At 71.6% G+C, this 25,790-nt stretch carries 20 protein-coding genes; 12 read left to right on the plus strand and 8 right to left on the minus strand.

From position 1 onward, the window contains the following. Positions 1–6: 6 nt before the first annotated feature. Positions 7–1,359: a hypothetical protein gene (locus OE229_RS13875; RefSeq protein WP_262138522.1), complete on the minus strand. Its 1,353-nt coding sequence runs from the start codon at positions 1,357–1,359 to the stop codon at positions 7–9. A 92-nt stretch (positions 1,360–1,451) separates the two neighbouring features. Here OE229_RS13875 and OE229_RS13880 point away from each other — a divergent pair, with 92 nt between their 5' ends. Then, positions 1,452–2,753: an O-antigen ligase family protein gene (locus OE229_RS13880; RefSeq protein ID WP_263344595.1), complete on the plus strand. Its 1,302-nt coding sequence runs from the start codon at positions 1,452–1,454 to the stop codon at positions 2,751–2,753. Between the two features lie 169 nt (positions 2,754–2,922). Here OE229_RS13880 and OE229_RS13885 read toward each other — a convergent pair whose 3' ends face one another. Continuing rightward, a complete protein-coding gene (locus OE229_RS13885) occupies positions 2,923–3,669 on the minus strand; it encodes a polyprenol monophosphomannose synthase (RefSeq protein ID WP_182065958.1) in 747 nt (248 codons plus the stop codon). Further along, complete coding sequence (locus OE229_RS13890) at positions 3,666–6,152, minus strand: glycosyltransferase (RefSeq protein ID WP_209135155.1); 2,487 nt, start codon at positions 6,150–6,152, stop codon at positions 3,666–3,668. The genes OE229_RS13885 and OE229_RS13890 overlap by 4 nt, the downstream gene beginning before the upstream one ends. 138 nt (positions 6,153–6,290) lie before the next feature. Between OE229_RS13890 and OE229_RS13895 the strand changes: the two genes are divergently transcribed. Then, a complete protein-coding gene (locus OE229_RS13895) occupies positions 6,291–7,577 on the plus strand; it encodes a glycosyltransferase family protein (RefSeq protein ID WP_209135153.1) in 1,287 nt (428 codons plus the stop codon). Positions 7,578–7,717: 140 nt separating this feature from the next. On the opposite strand, the gene OE229_RS13900 is transcribed toward OE229_RS13895, so the two are convergent. Then, complete coding sequence (locus OE229_RS13900) at positions 7,718–10,285, minus strand: hypothetical protein (protein ID WP_262138525.1); 2,568 nt, start codon at positions 10,283–10,285, stop codon at positions 7,718–7,720. Further along, positions 10,285–10,884 (minus strand): hypothetical protein, encoded by a 600-nt coding sequence (locus OE229_RS13905; RefSeq protein ID WP_262138527.1) that lies wholly within the window; start codon positions 10,882–10,884, stop codon positions 10,285–10,287. Before OE229_RS13905 ends, OE229_RS13900 begins: the two co-directional genes overlap by 1 nt. Positions 10,885–11,073: 189 nt before the next feature. Between OE229_RS13905 and OE229_RS13910 the strand changes: the two genes are divergently transcribed. From OE229_RS13910 to OE229_RS13930, 5 genes are all read left to right on the plus strand, one after another. Continuing rightward, complete coding sequence (locus OE229_RS13910) at positions 11,074–11,976, plus strand: ABC transporter permease (protein WP_111235512.1); 903 nt, start codon at positions 11,074–11,076, stop codon at positions 11,974–11,976. Positions 11,977–11,979: 3 nt separating this feature from the next. Then, on the plus strand, positions 11,980–13,209 hold the full coding sequence (locus OE229_RS13915) for an ABC transporter ATP-binding protein (RefSeq protein WP_262138529.1): 1,230 nt from the start codon (positions 11,980–11,982) through the stop codon (positions 13,207–13,209). Beyond that, complete coding sequence (locus OE229_RS13920; protein ID WP_259362824.1) at positions 13,128–14,303, plus strand: glycosyltransferase family 2 protein; 1,176 nt, start codon at positions 13,128–13,130, stop codon at positions 14,301–14,303. The genes OE229_RS13915 and OE229_RS13920 overlap by 82 nt, the downstream gene beginning before the upstream one ends. Before the next feature lie 74 nt (positions 14,304–14,377). After that, positions 14,378–15,547: a glycosyltransferase family 4 protein gene (locus OE229_RS13925; protein WP_220456601.1), complete on the plus strand. Its 1,170-nt coding sequence runs from the start codon at positions 14,378–14,380 to the stop codon at positions 15,545–15,547. Next, positions 15,544–16,398, plus strand: coding sequence for a glycosyltransferase family 2 protein (locus tag OE229_RS13930; RefSeq protein ID WP_182065857.1), 855 nt, complete (start codon positions 15,544–15,546; stop codon positions 16,396–16,398). The genes OE229_RS13925 and OE229_RS13930 overlap by 4 nt, the downstream gene beginning before the upstream one ends. A 141-nt stretch (positions 16,399–16,539) precedes the next feature. Here OE229_RS13930 and OE229_RS13935 read toward each other — a convergent pair whose 3' ends face one another. The 3 genes from OE229_RS13935 to OE229_RS13945 form a co-directional block, all read right to left on the minus strand. After that, the gene (locus OE229_RS13935; protein ID WP_262138531.1) at positions 16,540–18,228 is read right to left on the minus strand and encodes a glycosyltransferase family protein; all 1,689 of its coding nucleotides are present in this window, start codon (positions 18,226–18,228) and stop codon (positions 16,540–16,542) included. Between the two features lie 101 nt (positions 18,229–18,329). Next, a complete protein-coding gene (gene rfbA, locus OE229_RS13940) occupies positions 18,330–19,193 on the minus strand; it encodes a glucose-1-phosphate thymidylyltransferase RfbA (protein WP_262138533.1) in 864 nt (287 codons plus the stop codon). Between the two features lie 10 nt (positions 19,194–19,203). Then, positions 19,204–19,812, minus strand: a complete 609-nt coding sequence (locus OE229_RS13945) for a dTDP-4-dehydrorhamnose 3,5-epimerase family protein (RefSeq protein ID WP_071406436.1) — start codon at positions 19,810–19,812, stop codon at positions 19,204–19,206. Between the two features lie 85 nt (positions 19,813–19,897). On the opposite strand from OE229_RS13945, the gene OE229_RS13950 reads away from it, so the two are divergent. From OE229_RS13950 to rfbD, 5 genes are read left to right on the plus strand one after another with little or no spacing between them, the layout of a single operon-like run. Continuing rightward, entirely contained in the window at positions 19,898–20,839 is a 942-nt protein-coding gene (locus OE229_RS13950) for a glycosyltransferase family 2 protein (protein ID WP_071406435.1), read from the plus strand. Beyond that, positions 20,829–22,388 carry a glycosyltransferase family 39 protein gene (locus OE229_RS13955; protein WP_262138535.1) on the plus strand — a complete coding sequence of 520 codons (1,560 nt, stop codon included), beginning with the start codon at positions 20,829–20,831 and terminating at the stop codon, positions 22,386–22,388. Before OE229_RS13950 ends, OE229_RS13955 begins: the two co-directional genes overlap by 11 nt. After that, complete coding sequence (locus tag OE229_RS13960) at positions 22,385–23,941, plus strand: glycosyltransferase family 39 protein (RefSeq protein WP_262138537.1); 1,557 nt, start codon at positions 22,385–22,387, stop codon at positions 23,939–23,941. The genes OE229_RS13955 and OE229_RS13960 overlap by 4 nt, the downstream gene beginning before the upstream one ends. Beyond that, positions 23,938–24,924 (plus strand): dTDP-glucose 4,6-dehydratase, encoded by a 987-nt coding sequence (gene rfbB / locus OE229_RS13965; RefSeq protein WP_110892679.1) that lies wholly within the window; start codon positions 23,938–23,940, stop codon positions 24,922–24,924. Before OE229_RS13960 ends, rfbB begins: the two co-directional genes overlap by 4 nt. An 11-nt stretch (positions 24,925–24,935) precedes the next feature. Further along, positions 24,936–25,787 carry a dTDP-4-dehydrorhamnose reductase gene (gene rfbD, locus OE229_RS13970; protein ID WP_182065851.1) on the plus strand — a complete coding sequence of 284 codons (852 nt, stop codon included), beginning with the start codon at positions 24,936–24,938 and terminating at the stop codon, positions 25,785–25,787. Positions 25,788–25,790 lie beyond the last annotated feature (3 nt).

Below are 25,790 nucleotides of genomic sequence, written 5' to 3' on the forward strand. Positions count from 1 at the left end.
GCTCGCTCAGCGCGACAGCCACGAGCACGACACGGGGGACGACCACGGGTTCGACTTCACCCGGGCGACCTGGAGCGTCGGGTCCGCGTCGCACGCCTCCACCGCCGCCGGCAGCTGCCCCGCCCACACCGGCCCGCCGCTCCGCCGCGTGTCCGACGGCGCGACGTGCAGGACCGCCGACGCGACGACGGCGGTGACCACGCACCAACCGGCCAGCGCGCCGACCAGGCGACCGGGGCCTCCCGTCCGTCCTGCAGCACGCGACCAGCTGCGGGCGTCCACGAGCGTGGCGGCGGCGACGACGGCGGCGCTCACCAGCAGCAGGCCGGCGGCCGCGGCGTAGCGCTGCGGCGGCACGGCGGCCATGGCAGCGACCGGGGCCGCCCACCGAATGCCGTCGCCGCCGTTGGCGAGCAGGGCCGCCCACCACACCGCGACGGAGCCGACGGCGAGGGCCGCGACCATCCACCGGGAGCGCGCCCGCCCGACGACGACGGCCGCCACCAGGACGACGAGCAGCAGGGCTGCGGGCACCACGACCACCGCCCACCCGTGCTCGACCACCGCCGTCAGGACCGCGCCGAGGTCCGGGTCCCAGGTGCCCGCCACGGGCCGCAGCAGGTACCCCGCGAACACGTCGCGCGCCGCTGGCGACCCCGTGGCGAGTGCACGCGGACTCGTCAGGGTCGTCACGCCCTGCACCACCAGGGCGGCGACCACGACGAGGGTGACGGGCAGCGCGGTCCACCTCCCTGCCGGCCCGGGCGCACGGCCACGCGGCGTCCAGGCGAGGAGCAGGAGGGGCGCGAACAGGGCGGTGAGCGGTTCGGTGAGCACGGCCGCCCCCGCGACCACGGCGAGCGCCCCGGCCCCCCACCACGACCGAGCACGCCATGCGAAGACCCACGGCACCAGGACGAGCAGGAACCAGTGCAGGTTCGCCGCGTTGCCGCTGATCTCGTACGGAGCGAGCGGCAGGACGACGGGGACGGCGGCCAGCACCAGCCGCAGCGGCCACGGGCGGACGACCTCACGGGACAGCACGAACACCAGGGCGCACACCCCGCCGACGACGGTGCACGCGGCGAGCGCCACCACCTGCGCGTACCGCTCGGGCGGCAGCGCGTACCCGAGGTCGACGATGAGCCGTGGCAGCAGGTGCACGTACCCCGCGTAGGGGTGCAGCAGGGTGTCGACGGGCCCCATCGCGATCCGTTCGCGCAGGAACACGCCGCCGTCCTCGGCCCAGACGGTGTTCCGCGGTACCGGGCCGAGCCGGTACCAGGCCAGGGCGGTCGTGAGCATGCCGACGACGACCGCGACGAGGGGGACGCCGGCGACCCTGCGCGCGAGGTCCATCCGGTGAGGATAGTTCGGTCATCGCGCATCGTCGATACAGCCACACCGCGATGCGGTGCGCTCGTCACAAGGTCGTGCGCCAAGATGGACGCGTGACGGACGGCCGGGTGAGCAGACAGGTGCTCGGGCGCCGGTACCTCTCCGCCTGGATCGGCTTCTCGGCCGGTGGACGGTTCAGCCAGGCGCTCGCGACGGTCATCGTGCTGTTCGGGTTCGGGCAACCCACGGTCGAGGCCCTCGTCGGCCGTGCGGGCACCTGGGCCGTGCTCGTGACGCTGTTCGTGCTCGCGGGACTGAGCCTGCTCGGCCAGCGGTACCGCATCGAGTGGCACGGAGTCCTCCCCCTCTCACTGCTGGCCTTCGTCGGCTACTGCGCGTTGAGCGTGCTCTGGAGCGAGTACTCCTGGGTGGCGCTCCGCGGACTGGTGCAGACCGTGTGCTTCATCGGTCTCGGGCTGTACCTCGCCCTCGGCCGCGACCTGGTGCAGGTGATCCGGGCCTCGGGGGACGCGTTCCGGATCCTGCTCGTGACGGCCCTCGGACTCGAGGTCCTGTCCGGCCTGGTCCTCGACGTCCCGTTCCCGGCGTTCGGCATCCGCGGCGACATCGCGTACGGCGGCCCGATCCAGGGCATCGGCGGTACCCGCAACTTCATGGGCTTCATCGCCGCGATGGCCCTGGTCACCTTCGTGGTCGAGTTCCTCACCCGGTCGGTCACGGTCTGGCGGGCGATCGCCTCGACCTCGCTCGCCGTCATCGCCCTGATGCTCGTGCAGTCCCCCATCACCGGGCTCGCGATGATCGCGCTCGCCGTCACCGCGCTGGCGCTCTGGTCACTCCGGCACGCACGACCGGCGACCAGGCCGGTGGTCAACGGCGTCCTCGGCGCGGCCGTCCTGCTGACGCTGGCCGTCGGGGTGCTCGCCCGGCACCGCCTGCTCGCCGAGATCGGCGCGGCCGGCGGCACGGCCACCCGGACGGACCTCTGGTCCCAGATCCGGGTCCTGGTGGAGCGGTACCCGATCCAGGGCTGGGGCTGGGTGGGCACGTGGCCGACCGAGCCCGTCGTGCCCTACGTGACGCTCATCGACCCCGCCGGGGTCCGGTTCACCTCGGGCCTGAACGCCTTCGTGGACGCCTGGCTGCAGATCGGCTTCGCGGGCACGCTCATCCTCGGCATCACCGCGCTGCTCGCGTTCGCGCGGGCCTGGGTGACGGCGACGACCTTCCCGGGCGTGGCGTACGTGTGGCCGGCCGCCGTGCTCGTCCTGCTCGCCGTCACCAGCACGGCGGAGAGCTACCTGCTGCACGGCGCTGGGCTGATGTTCTTCGTGACGGTCCTCGTGATCGCCGCGCGGCGCCGCTCGTGGCGCCGGCACCTGCCGCGCGTGTAGCCGCGGTACGGCGCGGCCCACCGACTGCCGGGAGGCCCGTCGCGACCCCGCACAGCGTCTCCGGGCCGTCACGCCGAACGTTCCTGGCGCGCGCTTCGTGAGCAGGGGAGGTCGCTTCCGCCGAGGCGACCCGACCGTTCCTCCCCACGGAGTGGCGGGGCGGCGCGCGCTACGGGCGCGTGCGGCGACCGAGGCGGCGCTGCACACCCCACCGGGTGACGCGGAGCATCGCCTCGAGGACGATGGACCGGCTCATCTTGGAGACGCCGTGCACGCGGTCACGGAAGCGGATGGGCACCTCGACGATGCGGCCGCCGAGGGCGTCCACGCGCAGCGTCATGTCCACCTGGAAGCAGTACCCCTTCGAGTCCACCGACCCGAGGTCCATCCGCGCGATCGCCGACGAGCGGTACACGCGGAAGCCGGCGGTGATGTCCCGCACGTCGAGCCCGAGCACCAGGCGGGCGTAGGTGTTGGCCCCGCGGCTGAGCACACGGCGCCGGAGCGGCCAGTCGACCACCGACCCACCGGCGACCCAGCGGGACCCGATCGCGAGCAGGACGGCGTCGGACGCGGTCACGGCGTCGACCAGGGCCGGCAACCGGTCAGCCGGGTGCGAGCCGTCGGCGTCCATCTCGACCAGCAGCGGGTACCCGCGCTCCAGACCCCACCGGAACCCGGCGACGTACGCCGTGCCGAGCCCGAGCTTGCCGGAGCGCTGCAGCAGGTGCACACGGTCGTCCGCAGCGGCCAGGGACCGCACGATGTCCCCGGTGCCGTCCGGGCTGCCGTCGTCGACGACGAGCACGTGGGCACCGGGCACCGCCGCCAGCACGGCGGCGGTGATCGCACGGACGTTCTCGGCCTCGTCGTACGTCGGGACGATGACGAGGGCGGTGGCCTCCCCCGGGGTCACCGGTTCAGACGCCGCTTCACCTTGCCGGCGACGCTGCGGGGGCCCTCGGTGCGCAGGTAGTGCACGGCACGGCCGAGGTCGTAGCGGACGCCCGAGAGCTTCTTGCGCTCCGGGACGCGGACGCGCATCTTGTGCGGCTCGATCGACGAGGCGGTGTCACGCACCGACTTGTCCGCAGCACGGATCGGGTTCCGGCAGAACTCGACGAGTGGCGCCAGGACGTTCTCCCACGTGAACTGCTCGCGCACGCGGTCGACGTTGCCGATGAACTCGGTGCGGGCCTTCTTGTCGAAGAGCGCCGTCTCGAGCGCGGTGGCCAGCCCGTCGACGTCCTGCTCGTGCACGGCGATGCCGAGCTTCTCCTCCGCGACGAGGTCGCCGAACGAGTCGCCGGCCGTCGTGACGATCGGCAGGCGTGCCCACAGGTAGTCGAGGATGCGGGTGCGGAACGAGAACGTGGTCTCGAGGTGCTCGTAGTGCGTCGAGACGCCGGCGTCGGCCTCGAGCAGGTAGGCGCCGCGCTCCTCGTACGGGATCCACTGGTCGTTGAAGAACACGTGCTTGCCGGTCAGGCCGAGCGCGTCGGCCTCGGCGCGGACCTTCGCGACGATGTCCATCTCGGGGACGTCGGGGTTCGGGTGCTGCACGCCCATGAAGAAGAGCTTGACCGACGGACGGCGCTCGGCGAGCTGGGCGATCGAGCGGACCAGGGTGATCGGGTCGAACCAGTCGTAGATGCCCCCGCCCCAGACGACGAGCTTGTCGTTCTTGCCGATGCCCGGCACGACGCCCTTGACGCGCTGCTGGTCGTGCACCGGCGGCGTCGAGGACAGGCCGAACGGCACGACGCCGATGAGCGAGCGCAGGTCGGCGTCGCGCGAGTAGGTGCGGGCGTTCACGCGGCCGGAGCCGGCGAGCTGGCCGAGCCAGAACATCCGCTGGCGCTCCGAGGCGCAGATGAAGTAGTCGCCGAGCTCGAGCTGGTGGTTCAGCGTGTCCGACGCGTCGAGGATCTGGCGGTTCCACTTGTCGACGTCGTCGCTGCGGCCCTGTTCGAGCTGCTCGAGGTGCAGCGGGTCGTAGACGTCGACGACCAGGATCTTGCTGGTCGACTCGAGCACCGGGAACAGCCGGAGCGCGTGACCCTGCACGATGATGACGTCGGCCCAGCCCTCGTGCTCGACCATCTGACGCGGGTGGCGGTGCGGGACGGTGACGACCTCGTACGACGGGTCGATCGACGACGAGCGGGTCAGGCTGACCACGCGGACGTCGTGCTCGGACGCCAGCTGCTTGGCCATCTGGGTGGCGCGGATCGCCGGACCGGCCATCTTCGCGCCGATCGAGTCGCCCGTGATGATCAGGACACGGCGACGGGTGCCGACCTTGAGCACGCCGAGGGAGTGCACGATCTTGTCGTAGCCGGCCAGGTAGTTCTCGATCGGGTACGCGGGCTCGTCGCGGTTGCCGAACAGGCGGAGGAGCTCGCGGTCGGACCGGACACGGGTCGCCTGGATCCGGCGACGGGACTCGGTCATCGACGGCAGCTGCTCGACGAACTGGTCGACGCCGTAGATGCCCGCCATGCTCGTCTTCGGCACCGGGATCGTCGGGACGCTGTCGTCGCCGGGGTTGCGCAGGTCGAGCTCGGTGGAGTCGAGCTCCCCGCGACCCACGGCACGGCGGACGGCGAGTGCCAGGGAACCGGGCAGCGCCGCGGCGAGCTGCTCGTCGCCGAGGTTCTTGTAGAGCGTGAACAGCGCGTTGCGTTCGAGCAGGTAGGTCTCGCGGAAGTCGCCGAACTTGTTCATCGACGCGTGGTGCTTGTGGAACGCGACGGACTTCGGCTGGTACCGGAAGCGCCAGCCGAGCAGGTTGAGCCGCCAGCCGAGGTCGACGTCCTCGTAGAACATGAAGTAGCGGTCGTCGAAGCCGTCGAGCTGCTCGAAGAGCTCGGCGCGGATGAACATCGCGGCACCGGTGCCGAACAGGACGTCGGTCTCGCTCTCCCACCGGCCGGTGTCCGGTGACCCGGCGAAGGGCTTGTAGCCCATGCCGTACCAGGTCATCGCGGCCTCGGTGAAGTCGACGTTGACGCCTTCCCAGTCGAGGACCTTCGAGGCGACGGCGCCGATGTCGGCACCGGAGGCGAAGGTGGCCATCGCCTCGCGCACCCAGCCGGTGTCCGGACGGGCGTCGTTGTTGAGGAACGCCACGACCTCGCCGGAGGACTTCTCGACGCCGAGGTTGCACCCGCCGGTGAACCCGAGGTTCGCACCCGCGTCGATCAGGGTGAAGTCGAGGGTCGAGGCCTGCAGACGTCCGAGGTGCTCGGGGCCCGAACCGTTCTCGACGACGATCACCTCGAGCTTGTCCTGCGGCCAGTCCTGCTTGCGGAGTTCCGCGATGCTCGTCAGGGTGTCGTCCGTGCCCTTGTAGTTCACGAGGATGACGGACACGACTCCCGGCTTGCGCTCTGTCACGCGAGTTCCTCCAGCAGCTGCCGCGCACCGGGCGCGGGTCGATGGCTCGGCCGACGGGGTGCCGCGGGCCGATGACACCCTACAAGGCGCGCCCACGGACTCCCTGTCGCCGCTGCGGATTCGTGCAGAATGGCGTGCGTGACCGCAGTGATCCCGAGCACCCCCATGTCCTCCCCCCTCCGCGAGGACTACGCGGCCCTCGCGGCCGACGAGCACGCCGAGGGCCCCCGCGGCACGATCCGCTTCGCGGTGTCGACCGCCGACCCGGCCGAGGGCAAGGGCGACCTGTTCGTCGCGCTCGGACTGGCACGGGCGCTCCGGGCCGAGGGCTGGGGCGTGGCGATGTGGCCGCTCGAGCGCTGGGGCGAGGAGCTCCCCGCCGACACCGCCGTCGTGGTCAGCATGATCGAGTCCTTCGTGCCCGGGTACGTCCCCGCCGGCACCGCGCTGGTGGCGTGGGTGCGGAACTGGACCGCCAAGTGGGCCGCCCTGCCGTACCTCGACGAGTTCGACGCGGTCTGGACCTCGTCCGGGATCGCCCGCGATGCGATCGCCGCTGCGTACTCCGGCCCCGTCGAGGTGGTGCCGATCGGCGTCGACACCGAGCTGTTCACGACCGACACCCCCGTACCGCGGGAGCGCACGGACCGCGCCGTGACCACCGTCAACTTCTGGGGCGTCCGCCGCCGGGTGCAGGACGTCCTGGCCGAGGTCGCCCCGGCCGAACCGATCGTCTGGTTCGCCGCGAACGTCGACCACGTCGAGGCCTCCGCGGGCGTCGAGCTCCGCCCGGCCGTGTCCTACTTCGCCCTCCCCGAGGTCTACCGCGCCGCCGGCTTCGTCGTCGACGACGTCATCGAACCGGCCGCCGAGTACGGCACGCTGAACTCCCGCCTGTACGAGTCGCTCGCCTCCGGGGCGCTGCCCGTCACCGACTGCGCGCTCGGGCTCGACGAGCTCGGCCTGTCCGACGTGCCGGTGTTCGACGATGCCGACTCGCTCGAGCGCGTGCTCGCGATGCCCGGGGACGAGCGCACCGCCCTGGTCGCCCGCCTCCGCGCCGTCGTCCTCGAGCGGCACTCGTTCCGCAGCCGCGCCGAGCAGGTCGGTCCGTCGCTCGACGCCGCCGTCGCAGCCGCCTCGGGCCGGCGCGGCGAGCGTGGCGCGTTCCTGCGGTGGGCCACCGCCCAGCGCGAGACGCTCCGGCAGGCCGAACACGACCGCGACGTCCACCTCGCCGGCGTGCACGACATCAACGCGCGCCTGGTCGAATCGGAGCAGAAGGTCGGCGCGTACGACACCGCCCGCCGCCTGGCCGAGGCGGAGCGCGACCAGATCGCGGCCCGCTTCGCGGGCCTCACCCGCTCCCCCGAGTACCGGCTGCTGCACGGCGTGGGCCTGATGGCGCGGCGCGCGCGCCGCTGACGGCGGTCGACGCGACCACGTGACGGACGGGAGGCCCGGTACCAGCTGGTACCGGGCCTCCCGTCTCGGCCGTCACCCCGCTGGCGCGGTGCGCCGGTACCGGCTGGTGGGGTCCGCCTCCGGACCGTCGTGGTGGCGGCCTACTGCACCGTGACGGTCTTCGTGCCGAAGCTCTTGTAGGTGCCGCTCGGCAGGTCCTGGAAGTAGACGCGCACGGTGTGCGTGCCCTTCTTCACCCCGGTGAACTTCCGCGACAGTCCGACGTCCGATCCCCAGTCCGGGTGCACGGCCTGCACGTCGGTGCGGGTCGCGTTGACCGTTCCGGGCGCGACGGCCACGCCGTCCAGGTGGATCTTGTACTTGACCGGGTCCCAGACGTCCGGGTCGATCGCCCAGCCGGCCACGGTGATGGTGCCCGTGCCGCCGGTGACGGACTCGTACAGGCCCTTGACCGATCCGGTCTTGCCCGTCTTGCCGGTGGTGGGCGGATCGGTGACCGTCACGCTCTTCGTGCCGAAGCTCTTGTACGTGCCGCTCGGCAGCTCCTGGAAGTACACGCGCACGGTGTGGGTGCCGGCTGCCAGCTCCGGGATCTTCAGGGCGAGTCCCACGTCGGAGCCCCATGCGGGGTGCACGGCCTCGACGTCGGTCCGCTTCGCGTTCGCGGTCCCGGGGGCGATGGCGACACCGTCGACGTGGATCTTGTAGGCGACGGGGTCCCAGACGTCGGGGTCGATCGCCCAGCCGCGCACGGTGGCACTGTTCACGCCACCGACCGCGGACTCGAACGCACCCTTGACCGAGCCGGTCTTGCCCGTCTTGCCGGTCGTCCCCGACGCGTCGGGTTCGGCGGTCGACGCGGCGGTCACGGTCACGGACTTGGTGCCGAAGCTGACGTACTTGCCGCCCTGCAGGTCCTGGAAGTAGACGCGCACGGTGTGCTTGCCGGCCTGCAGGCCGGTGAGCCGGAGCGTCAGGCCGACGTCGGAGCCCCACGTGGGGTGCTCCGCCTCGACGTCGGTGCGGGTGGCGTCGGCGACCCCGCTGTCCGTGCTCACGCCGTCGACGTGGATCTTGTACTTGACCGGGTCCCACACGTCCGGGTCGATCGCCCAGCCCCGCACGGTGGCCGTGCCGACGCCGCCGGTGACGGAGTCGTACGAGCCGCGCACGGCACCGGTCTTGCCGGTCTTGCCGGTGGTCGGGGCGTCCACGACGACCGACTTCGACGCGACCTTCACGTACTTCGTGCCGGGCTTGTCCATCACGTACAGCGTCACGGCGCGCGTGCCCGCGCTGATGCCGCCGATCGTCTTCGAGAAGCCGAGGGTGCTGCCGACGCCCGGGTAGACCTTCGCCACGTCGGTGCGCGTCTTGTCCGCAGTGCCGGTCGCCTTGCTCACGCCGTCGACGAGGATCTTCCACGAGCCGGGCTTGGACGAGTCGGGATCGAGGACCCAGCCGGTCGCCGAGATCGTGCCGACGCCACCGGTCACCGAGTCGAGGACGCCCTTGGGTGCCGCGCTCGTGATGGTCCGGGTGTAGCAGCCGAGCAGGGTGTTCGCCCCGCGGCCCTGGTTGATGGCGTAGCTGCAGACGGAGTGCTTGCCGAGACTCAGCCCGGTCAGCTCGGCCGAGAACCCGTGCTTGGTGTTGTTCGCGCCGAGGGTGCCGGCGAGGTCGCTCCGGGTCTTGTCCGCCGTGACGGTCTTCGCGCCGGCGCCGTCGACGTAGAACGCGACGCGCAGGGCGTTGGTGGTGTCCGGGTCGGCCGCCCAGCCGGTGACCGTGATCGACGAGGTGGAGGTCGCGGTCACGGAGTCGACGTCGCCGTAGGGGTTGCCACCGCCGGCCGCAGCACCGAACCAGTCGGTGTACATGCGCCAGAAGTTGCGGTTGCCGTAGGCCGAGCAGCTGTCACCGGTGCCGTAGAGGTTCGACATGGCCGCGGCGTTCGGGGTGTATGGGGTGTAGATGTACAGGCTCGCGGTGGCCTGGTTCTGGATGTAGACGGACTTCCGGCCGCAGGCCGCGTTCGGGTTGAGCAGGATCGAGTTCGTCCGGCCCGCCTGGTACGCCCACGAGGTCGGCGACGCCTGGTACCGCTTGAACTGGAGCGCCGCGGCGTAGACCTGCTGGCCGAAGCCGTAGTAGGCCGGGTCGCACGGGGCGGTGTCCGGGCACGCGAAACCGGTGGCGTGCAGGTACATGTAGGACGTCGGCGAGGACGTCGTGACGATGCCCTGCTCCTTCTGCAGGAGCACGAGCAGCACCTTCTGGCTGATGCCGCACGCGGCACCGACCTGGGCGATCATCGTCGCGGCGGTCTTCGTGCCGCCGGCGATGGCCGCGCACCGGCCGGAGACGGCGCCGATCGAGCTCATCTTCTGCGAGAAGTCCTTCAGGCAGGCGGGGCCGCCGGAGGCCTTGCGGCAGTTCGGCGCGACGCTCGTCAGGAACGACTGCACGGCGGCGGCGTTCATCGCCGAGCCGTTGTAGAAGTTCGCGTCGCTGATGATGTTGCCCGGGTCGAAGTCCGAGGCGACCGCGGCCGAGGCCGCCTGGGTCGTGGTCTGCTCCGCGAGCACCGTGCCGAAGGTCAGGCCGCTCACCGCGACGGCGAGGGCCGCAACCATGGCGAGGGAGCTGCGGAGGGGACGACGGGAGCGGGCTGCTCGGGTGGTGCGGGGGGTGCGGGAGTTGCGCATCACGGGACCTCGGCGGTCAGGGGGTCGGACGTCGTCGACGCGGAGCCGACGGCGTAGGTCAGGGTGACGGACCAGGTGCCGCTCGGCACCTTCGCCGCGGGGAACGACACCTGCGCGCAGTTCACCGACGACGCACTCGCCTGTGCGGTGCTCGTTGCGGTGCGCGTGACGCCGTCCTTCGTCGCGGTGAAGGTGCACTTCCCGCTCGTGTCGGTCGTGCCGGAGACCAGGCCGCCGGCTTGGAGGGTCTTCGACCCGGTGTCCCAGCCGGCGAAGGTGACGACGGCCGTGGCCGGGTACTCCGACGGGTCGGTGTCCGGCTGGTTCGTCGCGCCGCTGCCCGGGAACGCGCCGGGGGTGTCGTCGTCGGAGGCGTCGTCGCCGTCGCCGTCGGACGCACCGTCGGTCGGCGTCGAGGCCGTGTCGGTGGGGGCAGTGGTCGCCGAGTCGTCGCCCGTCGGGGTCGCACTCGGGGTGCGCGAGACGGACGCGGACGGCGACGGGGTGGCGTCGTCGCCCCCACCGGAACAACCGGCCAAGAGGAGACTGAGTGCGCCGACCACCGCGAACGCAGCGATCGGCCTGGATGCGAGGAGCATGCTGACGGGCCGTCCTGTGGATGTTGACAAGGGTCCGGGTTGCAACAACGGTAACTCGAAAGTGAAGGTTGAGGGTTGGATCGGCCGGAATCACCCCCACTCGGGGTGCACGACGACCGTCGCCCAACCCCGTCCCGCGGGCCCGGTGAGTATGCTGTTCCGGTCCTGCCCCCACGAACGAAGAGACGTATGGTCGACCAAGCCCGCATGACCGCGCTCGCGAAGGAACCCCTCGTCGTGATCGGCGCGCCGACGAGCGCCTTCCGCGGGACCTTCCGTGAGCTGCGCGACGTCTTCCGGCAGCGCGAGATGCTCGGCATGCTCGTCCGGCGTGACCTGAAGGCGCGTTACAAGGACTCGGCACTCGGGTTCGTCTGGACGCTCGTGCGTCCGTTGACCCAGCTGCTCATCTACTACTTCGTCATCGGCAAGGTCCTCGGCGCCGCCAACGGCATCGACAACTTCGCGATCTACGTCTTCACCGGCCTGACCGCCTACACGCTCTTCAGCGAGATCGTCGCCGGGTCGACCGGCTCGATCGTCGGCAACTCCGGGCTGATCAAGAAGGTGTACGTCCCCCGCGAGGTCTTCCCGCTCGCCAGCGTCGGCGCAGCCCTGGTGAACTTCACCATCCAGTTCGCGATCCTGCTGGCCGCGACGGTCGTGATCGGCGTCTTCCCGTGGCACGAGGGCCTGGTCTACCTGATCCCGTCGCTCGCGGTGATCCTGGTCTACGGCGCGGCCATCGGTCTGGTGCTGTCCGCGCTCAACGTGTACCTGCGTGACGTGCAGTTCGTCATCGACGTCGGCCTGATGGTCCTGCTTTGGGCCTCGCCGATCGTCTACTCGTACTCGCGGGTGGTCGCCACCGTGAACGCGGACTGGCTCCTCACCGTCTACACGAACAACCCGCTGACCCTGTCGGTGCTCGGCCTGCAGAACGCGATCTGGCTGCACGACCCGGCCGACGTCACGTACCCCGACCACCTGATGCTCCGGCTGGGGATCGCGTTCGTGATCGGCCTCCTCTGCCTCATCGGTGCGCAGCGGATCTTCTCCCGCCTGCAGGGCAACTTCGCGCAGGAGCTCTAGACCATGGCCATCAGCACCCCCGTCGCCCCGACGACCCCCGGTGAGACCGCCGAGCGTCCTGACGTCATCGTCATCGACCACGTCCGCAAGCGCTTCACGGTCCGCAAGGACAACACCCTGCGCGAGCGCATCGTCACGCTCGGCCGCGCCGGGCGGAAGCACCGCCAGGACTTCTGGGCACTCGACGACGTCTCGGTGTCGATCCAGGCCGGTTCGACCGTCGGGCTCATCGGCCAGAACGGCTCCGGCAAGTCGACCCTGCTCAAGGCGATCGGCGGCATCATCCAGCCGACCTCCGGCACGGTGTCCCGCCGCGGTCGTCTCGCCGCCCTGCTCGAGCTCGGCGCCGGGTTCCACCCCGACCTGTCCGGCCGCGAGAACGTCTACCTCAACGCGAGCCTGCTCGGTCTCAGCCGCAAGCAGACCGACGAGAAGTTCGACGACATCCTGGCGTTCTCGGGCATCGGGGACTTCATCGACACCCAGGTGAAGTTCTACTCATCGGGCATGTACGTGCGGCTCGCGTTCGCCGTCGCCGTGCACACCGACCCCGACGTCCTGCTCGTCGACGAGGTCCTGGCCGTCGGCGACGAGGCGTTCCAGCGCAAGTGCCTCGACCGCATCCGCACCTTCCAGGAGGCCGGCAAGACGATCATCATCGTCACGCACTCCCTCAGCCAGGTGCAGGAGATGTGCGACCGCGTCGTCCTGCTCAACAAGGGCAAGGTGCTGCACGACGGTGACCCCGTCCAGGCCGTGAGCATGTTCCGCGAGGTGCTCGAGGAACGCCGTCAGGGCGAGCTCAGCACCGACGTCGCCGTCGGCCGCGGCAAGGTCGTCGGCGCGAGCGTGCACGTGGACGGCAAGAAGCCCCGCGCCGACGTCATGCCGGGCGACGACCTCGTCGTGGACATGGAGTTCGAGCACCTGGACGGCATCGCCGACTGGGAGGCCGCGGTCCAGATCAACAACGCCGGGGGCCAGGTCGTCTACGGCACCACCACCGGCATCATGGGCCTCGAACTGCAGCCGCTGCACGGTCGCCGGAAGCTCCGCCTGCGGATCGCCGACACCGCGTTCGGCACCGGCAAGTACTTCATCAACGTGTCGATGATGGACTCCGCTGGGCGCCACCTGCACGACATGCCGGAGTGCGACTCGTTCGAGGTCCCCGGGTTCGAGCACGCCGTGGGCACGGTCTACGCCGAGCCCTCGATCGAGGAGCTCGACTGACCCCGGACGACGGCGACACCGGGGACCGCGTCGACGGCACGCCCCGTGCCGGCTCCGCGCCCCGGACCGACGGCACGCTCCGCACCGCGGTCGTCGTCGTGAACTGGAACCGTGCCGACCTGACCACCGCGGCCGTCCGCGCCGTGCTCGACGAGGGCACGGCCGACGACGTCATCGTCGTCGACAACGGGTCGTCCGACGACTCCGTCGCGGTGCTCCGCCGTGCCCTGCCGGACGCCACCGTCATCGCACGCGGCGACAACGGCGGTTTCGCGGCCGGTGCCAACACCGGCATCCGGCATGCGGGTGCCGACGTCGTCGTGCTCCTGAACAACGACGCCGTGCCCGCACCGGGCTTCGTCGCGGCGCTCCGCGACCACCTGGCGCACGCCGGGCCCGAGGTCGCCGCCGTGACGGGCCGCATCGTGCTCGCCGGACGTTGGACGGGCCTCCCGGCCGGGGTGGAGCCCGCACCCGGCGAGCGCGTGCTGCGCGACCACGACGGCCGGCGCTGGACGCCGTCGGCGGACGGCGAGGTCCGGCTCAACTCGACCGGCGTCCGCGTCGACCGCGACGGCAACGGGATGGACCGCGACTGGTTCGCGCCCGTCGACCGGGTCGCCGACGTCGACGTCTTCGGGTTCTCCGGTGGCGCTTCCGCCCTCCGGCGCACGGCACTGGACGACGTCGGCCTGCTCGACGAGTCCCTGTTCATGTACTACGAGGACACCGAGCTCGCCTGGCGGCTGCGCCGGCGCGGATGGCGCGTCGAGCACGCGGCCGACGCGGTCGTCGAGCACGACCACTCGGCGTCGTCCGGCGTGCAGAGCGACCTGTTCGTCTTCCGCAACGCCCGCAACCGCATCGTCGTCGCGCTCTGGCACGCCCCGTGGCCGATCGTCGCGCGGGCGAGCGCCCGCACCCTGGTGCGCGGCCTGCGCGCACTGGCCTCCGGTCGCACCCGCCGGGAGGCGCGGCTCGTCCTGACGGCGTTCGCGGACGTCGCGGGGACCCTGCCGGTCCACCTCGCGCGCCGACTGCGAGAGACCCGGCGCGCGTCCGTCCCGCGCCGCCGCGTGGACCCGGGCGCATGAGTGCAGCGGGCTATCCTGGACACTCGCCCGTCGACGGCCCCGGCCACGACGACCCCGCCCGGAAGGATCCACGCGTGCCGCAGCTCACCGTCCTCGTCGACGGGACCGCGGTACCGCGTGAACTCGGCGGTGTGGGTCGCTACGTCGAGGGGGTCGTGTCGCACCTGACCGACCCGGCGCTCGACGTCCACCTGGTGGTCCGACCCGTGCACGCTTCGCACTTCCGCACCGTGGCGCCGCACGCCACCGTGCACACCGCGCCGGCGTGGACCGACTCGGTGCCGCTCCGGTTCCTGTGGGAGCAGACGGGCCTGCCGGCGCTCGGCCGACGACTCGGCGCGCAGGTGCTGCACTCCCCGCACTACACGTTCCCGTTCGGCTGGCGTGGCGGGTCCGTCGTCACGCTGCACGACGCCACGTTCTTCTCCAACCCCGAGTGGCACTCCCGCCTGAAGCGCACGTTCTTCACGTGGTGGAGCCGCCGGTCCCTGCGTTCCCGCCCGGTGGTCATCGTGCCGAGCGCGGCCACCGCGACCGAGGCCGCACGGGTCGTGACCGGCATCCGCGCCGACGTCCGGGTCGCACCGCTCGGCGTCGACCGTGCCGTGTTCCACGAGCCGTCCACCGCCGAGGTCGAGGACGCCCGGATCGCCGCGACCCTGCCCGAGGGAGCGCCCTGGATCGCGTTCCTCGGCACCATCGAACCGCGGAAGAACGTCACGGCGCTGCTCGACGCCTACGCGTCCGTGCGCGCCGCGCGTGCGGCTGCCGGGTCGGACGGTGGTCCGGGCTCGGAGACCCCGTGGCTCGTGCTGTCCGGTGCCCGCGGGTGGGACGAGTCCGCGATCGCCCGGCTCGACGCGCTGCAGCCGGAGGACCACGTGATCGAAGCCGGCTACCTGCCGCTCGAGGACCTGGCGGGCTACCTCGGTGGTGCCGAGTTCGTCGTCTACCCGTCCCTCGGCGAGGGCTTCGGGCTGCCCGTGGTCGAGGCGATGGCCTCCGGCGCGTGCGTCCTGACCACCCGGCGGCTGTCCCTGCCCGAGGTCGGCGGGGACGCGGCCGTCTACAGCGAGCCCGACGCGACCTCGCTGGCGTCCGCGATGACGGCACTGCTGGACGAGCCCACCCTCGTGGCCTCGCACCGTGCGGCGGCGCTGGCCCGCGCTTCCTCGTTCACCTGGGAGGCCACGGCGGCCGTGCACGTCGCGGCCTACGAGTCCGTCGCCGGGGGTGCGCGGTGATCCGGGTGGCGGTGCTGACGGTCACCTACAACACCGGCGAGACCATCCGGCCGTTCCTGGCGAGCGTGGCCGGTGCCTCGAAGGACCCGGTCGCGGTGGTCATCGCGGACAACGGTTCGGCCGACATCGACGCACTCCGGGCGATCGGCGAGTCGTACGGCGCCGTCGTGGTCTCCTCCGGTGGCAACCGCGGCTACGGCGGCGGGATCGATGCGGCCCTGAACGCCCTCGACGACGTGCTGCCGGACGTGCGCCCGGAGTTCCTGCTCGTGACGAACCCCGACGTCGTGCTCGGCGAGGGCTCGATCGACGAACTCGTGGCCGCCGCGGACCGGTTGCCGTCCGGCGGGTCGTTCGGTCCCCGGATCCTCGACGACCAGGGCGAGACCTACCCGTCCGCGCGGCAGCTCCCCTCGCTCCGGACCGGCCTCGGCCACGCCGCGTTCTCGCGGTTCTGGCCGGCGAACCCGTGGAGCCAGCGGTACTGGTCCACCACCGAGGTCGTCGAGCGCGAGGCCGGCTGGCTCTCCGGTGCGTGCTTCCTCATCCGCACGTCGCTCTTCCGCGAGCTCGACGGGTTCGACGAGTCGTACTTCATGTACTTCGAGGACGTCGACCTCGGCCAGCGCGTCGGTCGGTCGGGGCGAGCGAACGTGTACGTGCCCTCGGCGGTCGTCACCCACACCGGAGCCCACTCGACGTCGTCCAACCGGCGCCGCATGGAGATCGAGCACCACCGGAGCGCGTACCGGTTCCTGTCGCGGAAGTACCGGGCGTGGTGGCTCTGGCCCCTGCGGGTCGCCCTGCACGCGGGCCTCTCCGCCCGTGCCCGCTGGGTCACACGCAAGTAGCGCCCGCTCGCCGGGCTGTCCCGTTCGCGGGCGGCCCCGTTCGCGGGCGGCCCCGTCCGCAAGACACCGGTGTTCGCGCGTTGCACCGCGGTCTGCGGGTGTTCCGAGCACGAACACCGGTGTCTTGCGGGCCAGACGGCGTCAGGGGCGGCGGGCGCGCTCGGCGCGGGCCGCCGCCAGCAGCACGGCAGCGCGGGCGTCGAAGGAGTGCTCGACGGCGATGCGCTCGGCCACGGCGGCACGTTCGGCAGCGGCCGGCCACGCGTGCGCCGGGTCGAGCAGGTCGGCCAGCTCGTCACGGGAGCCCGCCACCTCGAGGGTCGGCACGTCCAGCACGTCGGACAGCCCGGCCACCGGGTCGGTCACGACGACTCCCCCGGACGCCAGCACGTCGAACACCCGGTTCGACACGAAGCCCCCGGCCGCCATGTCCGGCCAGTGGTCGTTCAGCACCACTCGGGCCGAGGCGTAGGCCGTCGCGACCTCGGCTCGGCTCAGGGATGCTTCTCCGAGTGACTCCGCGGGGACGAGTGCTCCCCAGCCGGGCCCGTACACGCGGAGGTCCGCCCGAAGCGCCACCGCATCGGAGACCACGGGGCGCGCGGCGCCGCGGGTCGAGCCGACGAACACCACGCGGTCGGCGTCCGGACTCGTCGCCGAACGGGCCCCGGGGTGGAACACCGACGGGTCGGTCGCCTGCAGGAGCGTGCGCACCGGCACGCCCGCACGCGCAGCGGCCGCCGCCGCCCACACCGGCCCGGCCGCGAACGCCGCGTCGAAGGACCGCAGTTCGGTGTCCGTGACGTCGTCGGGGTGGCTGATCACCCAGAGCAGGTTCACCGACGCCGGGTTCGGCGCAACCCGGTCGAGTCCCCGGATCACCAGCGTGACGTCGTCCGAGGCATCGTCGTCCCGCACGTGGGCGTCGCGTCGGTCGATCCGGACGCGCTGCCCGAGCCGCTCGAGTGCCCCGGCGAGCTCGGCGGCGAAGTGCACGTCGCCCCAGCCGTCGCCCTCGGGCCCGGCGGGCGCAGCGATCTTCAGCGACCAGGTGGGGTGTTCGGCGTCGCCACCGGTCACGCGCGCGGCCGGGGACACCGGCCGCGCGCCCCACGGCGGCAGCGGCGGTCCGGCGACGACACCGTCGCCCTCGGACGCGCGGTCGCGCCAGGCGGTGAACGCGTCGACGGTCGCGGCGTCGACCGTGCGGCCGGCCTCGACCGAGCGGGTCGCCTCGCCGACGACGCGCACCGGTCCGCCGTGCAGGTCGGCGACCGCGCGGCTCCAGGCCGTCAGGGTCATGCGTTCGTCCGGGAGGCACGGTGCCGGCACCAGCGCCGCCCCCGGCACCGAGAGCACCGGCTGGTCCGCCGCGAACACGGTACTGACGTCGGCGCGGTCGTCCGACCACGGCAGGGCACCGGGGCGGAGCAGCCGGGCACCCGACCGCACCGTGCCGTCCGGCAGCCGGACACGCGCCTGGGCGACGGTGTCGGCGGCGGCGAGGGCGCGGAGCGTGGGGACGTCGACCTGCACCGACGAGTCGACGAGCACGAGGGTGCGGCCCACGCCGCCGGCGACCCCGGCGTCGATCGCCGCGCCGAGGCCGTCGACCGGGGCGCGACGTACCCAGGGCAGGCCGCGGCCGAACGGGGCGACCGGCGAGGCGTCGGCGACGTAGCTCGCCGCGCGGACGTCGGCGGAGCGGCCGAAGGCCCGGCGCGCGACGGCGACGAGCGGAGCGACCTCGGCGTGCCGGTCCGAGCGTGTGGTGACGAGCACCGTGACCTCGGCGGCGGACCGCAGCGGAGCGTCCTGCGACCTGGCCATCCCGTCGCCGTCAGCCGACGTCGGCGACGCGGGGCGGGCCTCCCGGCCGGAGGGGTCGCGTCGGCGAGCGAACCACCCGGTGCCCGACGCCACGACGGTGACTACGCGCCGAGGAGACGCTGCAGGTAGACGCCGTAGCCGCCCTTGACCAGCGGCGCGGCGAGCTCGGCGAGCTGCGCGTCGTCGATCCAGCCGTTGCGCCAGGCGATCTCCTCGATGCACCCGATCTTGAAGCCCTGCCGGTCCTCGATGACCTTGACGTACTCGGACGCCTGCATCATCGACTCGAACGTGCCGGTGTCGAGCCAGGCGGTGCCGCGGTCGAGGACCTGGACGCCGAGTTCGCCGGCCTCGAGGTAACGCTCGTTCACCGTGGAGATCTCGAGCTCGCCGCGCGCACTCGGCTCGATCGTCTTCGCGATCTCGATGACCTTGTTGTCGTAGAAGTACAGGCCGGGGACGGCGTAGTTCGACTTCGGCTCGGTCGGCTTCTCCTCGATGGACACCGCGGTGAAGTCGTCGTCGAACTCCACGACGCCGTACGCCTTCGGGTCGGCCACGTGGTACGCGAAGATCGTCGCGCCCTGGACATCGGTGTTCTTCCGCAGGTTCGTGCCGAGGCCGGTGCCGTGGAAGATGTTGTCGCCCAGGACGAGGGCGACGCTGTCGTCGCCGATGAACTCCTCGCCGATGACGAAGGCCTGCGCCAGACCGTCAGGGGACGGCTGCACGGCGTACTGGATCTCCATGCCGAGCGCCGAGCCGTCGCCGAGCAGGGCCCGGAACTGGTCGTTGTACTCCGGCGTCGTGATGACGAGCACTTCGCGGATGCCGGCCATCATGAGCGTCGACAGCGGGTAGTAGACCATCGGCTTGTCGTAGATCGGCATGAGCTGCTTGCTGATGCCCTTGGTGATGGGCCAGAGGCGCGTGCCGGAACCGCCGGCGAGGATGATGCCCTTCATCGCTTTCCCCTTACTTCTTCGTCCGGAGCGACTCGGTGTACGCGACGCACTCCTCGTACGTCGGCAGCAGGCCCTGTGCCGCGGCTTCCTCGAGGGTGGGGGCGCTGGTGTCCTTCTCGGACAGCACCAGCTCGCCGAGGCCCTCGGGCAGGTCGAGCCCGACCGTCGGGTCGAGGATCGTGATCCCCTTCTCACGCTCGGGGTTGTAGTGCGCGCTGACCAGGTAGTTCACGGTCGACTGGTCCTCGAGCGCGACGATCGCGTGGCCGAGCCCCTCGGACAGGTAGACGGCCTTGCGGTCGACGTCGTCGATCCGGACGGAGTCCCACTGGCCGAACGTCGGGGACCCGACCCGGATGTCGACGATGTAGTCGATGAACGCCCCGCGCACGGCGGTGACGTACTTCGCCTGGCTCGGCGCGACGAGGGCGTAGTGGATGCCGCGGGCGACACCGGCCGCGGAGATCGACATGTTCACCTGGCGGAGGTCGAGCGGGTGACCGACGGTCTCCTCGAGCACGTCGGCGCGGTACGCCTCGAGGAATGCTCCTCGTGCGTCGCCGTGCTGGACGGGCGTGAACTCCCACGCGCCAGGGATCTTCAGTTCGCGGATCTGCACCGGGGAAGCCTAGCAAGCCGTGAGTTCGCATAGGCTGTCATGGTTCTGCGCATTGCCGACTCCCGAAACGAGACCAAGCGAGCCCGTGAAGCTATTCGTCCAGATCCCCTGCCTCAACGAGGAGAACACCCTCGCCAGCGTCATCGACTCCATCCCGCGGGAGATCGACGGCATCGACGAGATCGAGATCCTGGTGATCAACGACGGCAGCACCGACCGCACCGTCGAGGTCGCCAAGGAGCACGGCGTCAAGCACTTCGTGCACCACACGACGAACATGGGCCTCGCCCGCTCGTTCCGTGACGGCGTCGACTACGCGCTGCTGCACGGTGCGGACATCGTCGTGAACACCGACGGGGACAACCAGTACCCGCAGGCGCAGATCGCCGAGCTCGTGCAGCCGATCCTGCGGAAGGAAGCCGAGATCGTCATCGGCGACCGGCAGACGCGCACCATCGAGCACTTCTCCGGCTTCAAGAAGGTCATGCAGCGCTTCGGCTCGTGGGTCGCGAGCCGTGCGGCCGGACTCGACCTGCCCGACGCGGCGAGCGGGTTCCGGGCGTACTCGAAGTACTCGCTCATCCGCCTGAACATCGTGACGCGCTTCAGCTACTGCATGGAGACCATCGTGCAGGCCGGCTACAAGCGCCTGGCGATCGCGTCGGTCCCGATCACGACGAACCCGAAGACCCGCGAGTCGCGGCTCTTCAACAACATCTTCCAGCACATGTTCGAGTCCGGCTCGGCGATCGCCCGCGTCTACCTGATGTACCGGCCGATGGCCCTGTTCCTCTGGGTCGCGGCGGTGCTCGGCGCCCTCGGGCTCTGGCCGCTCATCCGGTACCTGGTGCTCCTGGCGATGCAGACCGGCGGCAACCACCTGCAGTCGATCATCCTCGGCGTCGTCCTGCTCATCACGGCGCTCCTCTCGATAGTCATCGGCGTCGTGGCCGACCTCACCCGCCTCAACCGCACGCTGGCCGAGGAGCAGCTCGACCTGCAGAAACTGCAGCGGTATGGCGACTGACACGGCACCGGCCGTGTCGCGCCCCGACGTCCGACCCGCGGTCGGGCGACGTGAGCGCATCCTCGTGATCGCGTTGACGGTGGCGTTCGCCGCCGTCCTCGCCGTCTGGGCAGTCGTCACCACGACGTACAAGGCCCCCGACGAGCCGACCCACGTCGACGCCGTACTGCACCTGGCGATCGGTGACGGCTGGCCCGCGCCCGGGGCGATGCACTACCTCAACGCGGTGCACGACACCCAGATCAGCAACATGCGGCAGTCGACCGACGCGAACCAGACGTGGGGCGAGCTGCTCCGCGAGTTCCCGGGGGTGCACCCGACCAGCATCGACCAGATGTCGCAGCACCCCGCGACGTACTACGCCCTGGCCGCCGGGGTCCTGCAGCTGGTGCACTTCGAGGACCTCCGCTGGGACCTCGCCGTCATGGTGCTGCGACTGTTCGACGCCCTGCTCGTCCTGCCGCTACCGTTCCTGGCCTGGGCGACCGTGCGTCGGCTGACGCGGTCACCGCGTGCCGCACTGGTCGGCGGTGCCGCGGTGTTCGCCCTGCCCGAGGTCGCCTCGATCGGCACCTCGGTCACGAACGACGCGCTCATGCTGCCGTTGGCCGGGGCGCTCGTGTACTTCGTGGTGCGACTGCTCACGGGGGACCTGCGGGTCCGCACGACCATCTGGATCGGACTGCTGCTCGGTGCGATGCTGCTCGTCAAGGGCACCGCACTCCCCGCGATCCCGTTCGTGGGCATCGCCGTGATGGCCGCCGGCTGCACCCGGGCGACCGTCTGGCGGAACGCGCTCCGGACGCTGTGGACGCTGGGGCTCGCCGCCGTCATCGGCGGCTGGTGGTGGCTGCGCAACATCCTCGTGTACCACGACATCCAGCCGGACGGCATGGCCGGCGCACGTCCGCCGATGCCGTTCCCGGCCGGCACCGCCGCGAGCCCCGAGGTGTTCCTCCGCGACTACTGGAACGGCGTCACCCGCACCTTCTGGGGCAGCGTCGGTGGTCTCACCCAGTTCCAGCTCGCCCAGGTCCTGATCGACGGGCTGACCGTCGCGTCGCTCGTCGGCATCGTCGTCTGGGGCTTCCGGCGCGGCCCGTCGCTCCGCCCGGCGATCGTGCTGGCGTCGTTCCCCGTCATCCTCATCACCCTGCACCTGCAGAGCGGGTGGGGCGGGTACGTCCGGAGCACCATCGTCGCCGGCACCCAGGGGCGCTACTACTACCCCACGCTCATCGCCCTCATCGCCCTGAGTGCCCTCGCCTGGCGCCGGGTCTCCGTGACGGCAGTGGGCGCCACCCGGCTCGCCGTCGGGATGTCGATCGCGGCGATGGCCATCGCGCTGTACGGCGTCGTCTACGCGCTGCGGGCCTTCGGGCACGACGCCGCCTTCTGGGTCGACGAGTTCGCGGTCGGCCGGTTCGACCGCTACGGCATGGTCCCCGCCGGCACGAACTTCACCCTCGTCGCCGTCGCCGCGGTCGCACTGACCGTCACCGCCGTGCTGCTCGTCCGGTTCATGCGCCGTCCGGAGGTCCCCGCGTGAGCGCCCCGCCACCGCGCGTCGGCCGGCACGAGTGGGTCCTGCTCGGCACCGTGACGCTGGCTTGGCTCGCCTTCCTGCTGACCTTCGCCCTCGTCACCCCGGCCTTCGGGGCACCCGACGAGCCGGCGCACGTCGACGCCGCGTTCCGCCTTGCGCTCGGACTCGGTTGGCCGCACGGCGGGGAGATGCACTACCTCGCCGCCGTGCGGCAGATCGTCGAGCACCCGGTCCCGGCCGTCGACCGTCCCACGCTCGACGCGCTGCTGGCGGCGGTGCCCGGGGACTCCCCCGCGATCGACCCGATGTCCCAGAACCCGCCGACGTACTGGTTGGTGGCCGCCGGGATCCTGCGCGTCACCCGGTTCGGCTCGCACGACTGGGCGACCTCGGTGCTCGTGCTCCGCGTGTTCGACGTGCTGCTCGTCACCGCGCTGCCGCTCCTGGTCTGGGCGACGGTCCGACGGGTGACCCGCTCGCGCCGCACGGCGCTCGTCGCCCCGGTCCTGCTCTTCGCCGTCCCGCAGCTGGCGCAGGTCACCTCCGGCGTCACCGTGTGGGCACCGGTCGTCCTGCTCGGCGCCGTGCTCGTCTGGCTGAGCGCCCGCGTGCTGACCGGCGACCGTTCGTGGTGGACCACCGCCGGGCTCGCCGTGGCCGTCACCGGGCTGGCCGCCCTGAACGCGCTGGGGCTCCTGGCGATCCCGTTCGTCGTCCTCGTGTTCGCCCTGGCACCGGGCCGGACGTGGGGTCGCCGGGCCCTGCATGCCGGCGTGGTCGTCATCGCTGCCGTCGCCGTGTCCGGCTGGTGGTGGGTGCGGACGCTGCTCGTCAGCGGGACGCTCCTGCCCGACGCCCTGCGCGCCGTCACGACCGTGCAGCCCTACCCGGCGGGCGGTGCGAACCCCGGGGCGTTCGCCGGACGCCAGTGGGACGGCCTGACCGCCTCGTTCTTCGGCGCACTCGGTGCGAACCAGTGGCCGTTGCCGCCGATGGTCGTCGACACGCTCGCGGTCGTGGGGCTGGCCGTCATCGCCTGGTCGTACGCCCGCCGGACCCCGGGCCGCCGGGTCACCACGATCCTGCTCGTCTGGCCGACGGTGGTCCTCGTCGCCACCCTCGCCTACAACTGGCGGAACTACCTCGGCACGCACCAGGGCAACGGGCTGCAGGGCCGGTTCCTGTTCGTCGCGGTCGTGGCGCTCGTGCTCGCCCAGGCGGTCGCCTGGCACGCCCTCGTCGTCCGTCCGGAGCTGCGTCGGCGCCTGGCCCGGTCGGCGGTCGTCGGTTCCCTCGCGATCGGCACGTACGGCATCGGCCTGACCTACCGCGGCGGATGGGAGAACACGCAGTTCCGCGTCACGCCCGGCGGGATCTCCGCGATGGCCGGCGGCGCACTCACCGGGCCGGCCGTGATCGCGCTGGTCGCCGTGGTGTTCGCGGCCGCCGCCGTCGCGACCGTCGTCCTGGCGTGGCGCACCGCCGCCGACCCCACCGGTGGCCCGCTAGAATCGCCGCCGACCCACGAACCGACCGTCAGGAAAGAGAACTCGTGAAGATCCTCGTCACCGGAGGAGCCGGCTTCATCGGCTCGAACTTCGTCCGCCGCACGCTGGAGGACGCGTACCCCGGCCTCGAGGGCGCCGAGGTCGTCGTCTACGACGCACTGACCTACTCCGGCAACGAAGCGAACCTCGCCCCGGTCGCCGACTCCCCCCGCTACACCTTCGTGCACGGCGACATCCGCGACGCCGCGAAGCTCGACGAGGTCGTCCCGACCGTCGACGCCATCGTGCACTTCGCCGCCGAGTCCCACGTCGACCGCTCGGTCCGCGACTCCGGCATCTTCGTCGAGACCAACGTCGTGGGCACGCAGCGCCTGCTCGACGCCGCGCTCCGCCACGGCACCGAGCGCTTCGTGCACGTCTCCACCGACGAGGTCTACGGCTCCATCAGCGAAGGCTCGTGGGACGAGGAGCGCCCGCTCGAGCCGAACTCGCCGTACTCGGCGTCGAAGGCCGGCAGCGACCTGCTCGCCCGCAGCTACCACCGCACGCACGGGCTGAACCTCTCGATCACGCGCTGCTCGAACAACTACGGGCCGTACCACTTCCCCGAGAAGGTCATCCCGCTGTTCGTGACCAACCTCATCGACGACCAGCACGTGCCGCTGTACGGCGAGGGCAACAACATCCGCGACTGGCTGCACGTCGACGACCACACCCGTGGCATCGCGATGGTCCTGACCCGTGGCCGCGCCGGCGAGATCTACAACATCGGCGGCGGCACCGAGCTGACCAACAAGGAGCTCACGCAGCTGCTGCTCGACGCGACCGGCAAGGACTGGTCGTACGTCGACCGCGTCGCCGACCGTCTCGGCCACGACCTGCGGTACTCGGTCGACATCTCGAAGATCCAGGCCGAGCTCGGCTACGAGCCGCTCGTGCCCTTCGAGCAGGGCCTGGCCGACGTCGTGCAGTGGTACCGCGACAACCGCGCCTGGTGGGAACCGCTCAAGCAGCGTGCGGCCCTGAGCTGAACCGGCACACCGTGACCAGGTACCTCATCACCGGCGCCGCCGGCATGCTCGGTCAGGACCTCCAGGCCGCACTCGCCGGCCGCGACGTCACCGCGCTGTCGCGGGCCGACCTCGACATCACCGACCCGGCCGCGGTGGACGCTGCCGTCGCCGGACACGACGTCGTGATCAACTCGGCCGCCTACACGAAGGTCGACGACGCGGAAGACCACGAGGACGACGCCCACGCGGTCAACGCGACGGGGCCGAAGCTGCTGGCCGAAGCGTCGGTCCGCCACGGCGCGAAGCTCGTCACCGTGTCGACCGACTACGTCTTCGACGGCAACGGCACCGCGCCCTACGCCGAGGACGCGCCGACCGACCCGATCAACGCCTACGGCCGCACGAAGGCCGCCGGCGAGGCGTTCGTCCGTGCGATCGCTCCGGACACCTCGTACGTCGTCCGCACCGCGTGGATCTACGGCGCGCACGGGCCGAACTTCGCCGCGACCATGCTCCGGCTCGCGGGGTCGCACGACACCGTCAGCGTCGTCACCGACCAGGTCGGCCAGCCGACGTGGACGGGCGACCTCGCCGCACGGATCGTCGAACTCGTCGACGTGGACGCCCCTGCGGGCACGTACCACGGCACGAACGCCGGCCAGGGTTCCTGGTTCGACTTCACGCAGGCCATCTACCGCGAACTCGGGCTCGACCCGGAGCGCGTGCTGCCCACGGACAGCGCCGCGTTCGTCCGACCGGCACCGCGTCCGGCGTACAGCGTGCTCGGGCACGACGGCTGGTCACGCGCCGGACTCGCGCCGATGCGCGACTGGCGCGACGCGTTGCACGCTGCGGTCGCGGCGGGTGCGCTGACCGCGTAGGCA

It is taken from the genome of Curtobacterium poinsettiae (assembly GCF_025677645.1).
Taxonomy (GTDB): domain Bacteria; phylum Actinomycetota; class Actinomycetes; order Actinomycetales; family Microbacteriaceae; genus Curtobacterium; species Curtobacterium poinsettiae_A.

Excerpts from the sequence above, each read along its gene's own strand:
- OE229_RS13905 (WP_262138527.1), bottom strand. The coding sequence starts at position 10,884 with ATGCTCCTCGCATCCAGGCCGATCGCTGCGTTCGCGGTGGTCGGCGCA.
- OE229_RS13910 (WP_111235512.1), top strand. The coding sequence starts at position 11,074 with ATGGTCGACCAAGCCCGCATGACCGCGCTCGCGAAGGAACCCCTCGTC.
- OE229_RS13935 (WP_262138531.1), bottom strand. The coding sequence starts at position 18,228 with ATGGCCAGGTCGCAGGACGCTCCGCTGCGGTCCGCCGCCGAGGTCACG.
- OE229_RS13915 (WP_262138529.1), top strand. The coding sequence starts at position 11,980 with ATGGCCATCAGCACCCCCGTCGCCCCGACGACCCCCGGTGAGACCGCC.
- OE229_RS13875 (WP_262138522.1), bottom strand. The coding sequence starts at position 1,359 with ATGGACCTCGCGCGCAGGGTCGCCGGCGTCCCCCTCGTCGCGGTCGTC.
- OE229_RS13955 (WP_262138535.1), top strand. The coding sequence starts at position 20,829 with ATGGCGACTGACACGGCACCGGCCGTGTCGCGCCCCGACGTCCGACCC.
- OE229_RS13900 (WP_262138525.1), bottom strand. The coding sequence starts at position 10,285 with ATGCGCAACTCCCGCACCCCCCGCACCACCCGAGCAGCCCGCTCCCGT.
- rfbA (WP_262138533.1), bottom strand. The coding sequence starts at position 19,193 with ATGAAGGGCATCATCCTCGCCGGCGGTTCCGGCACGCGCCTCTGGCCC.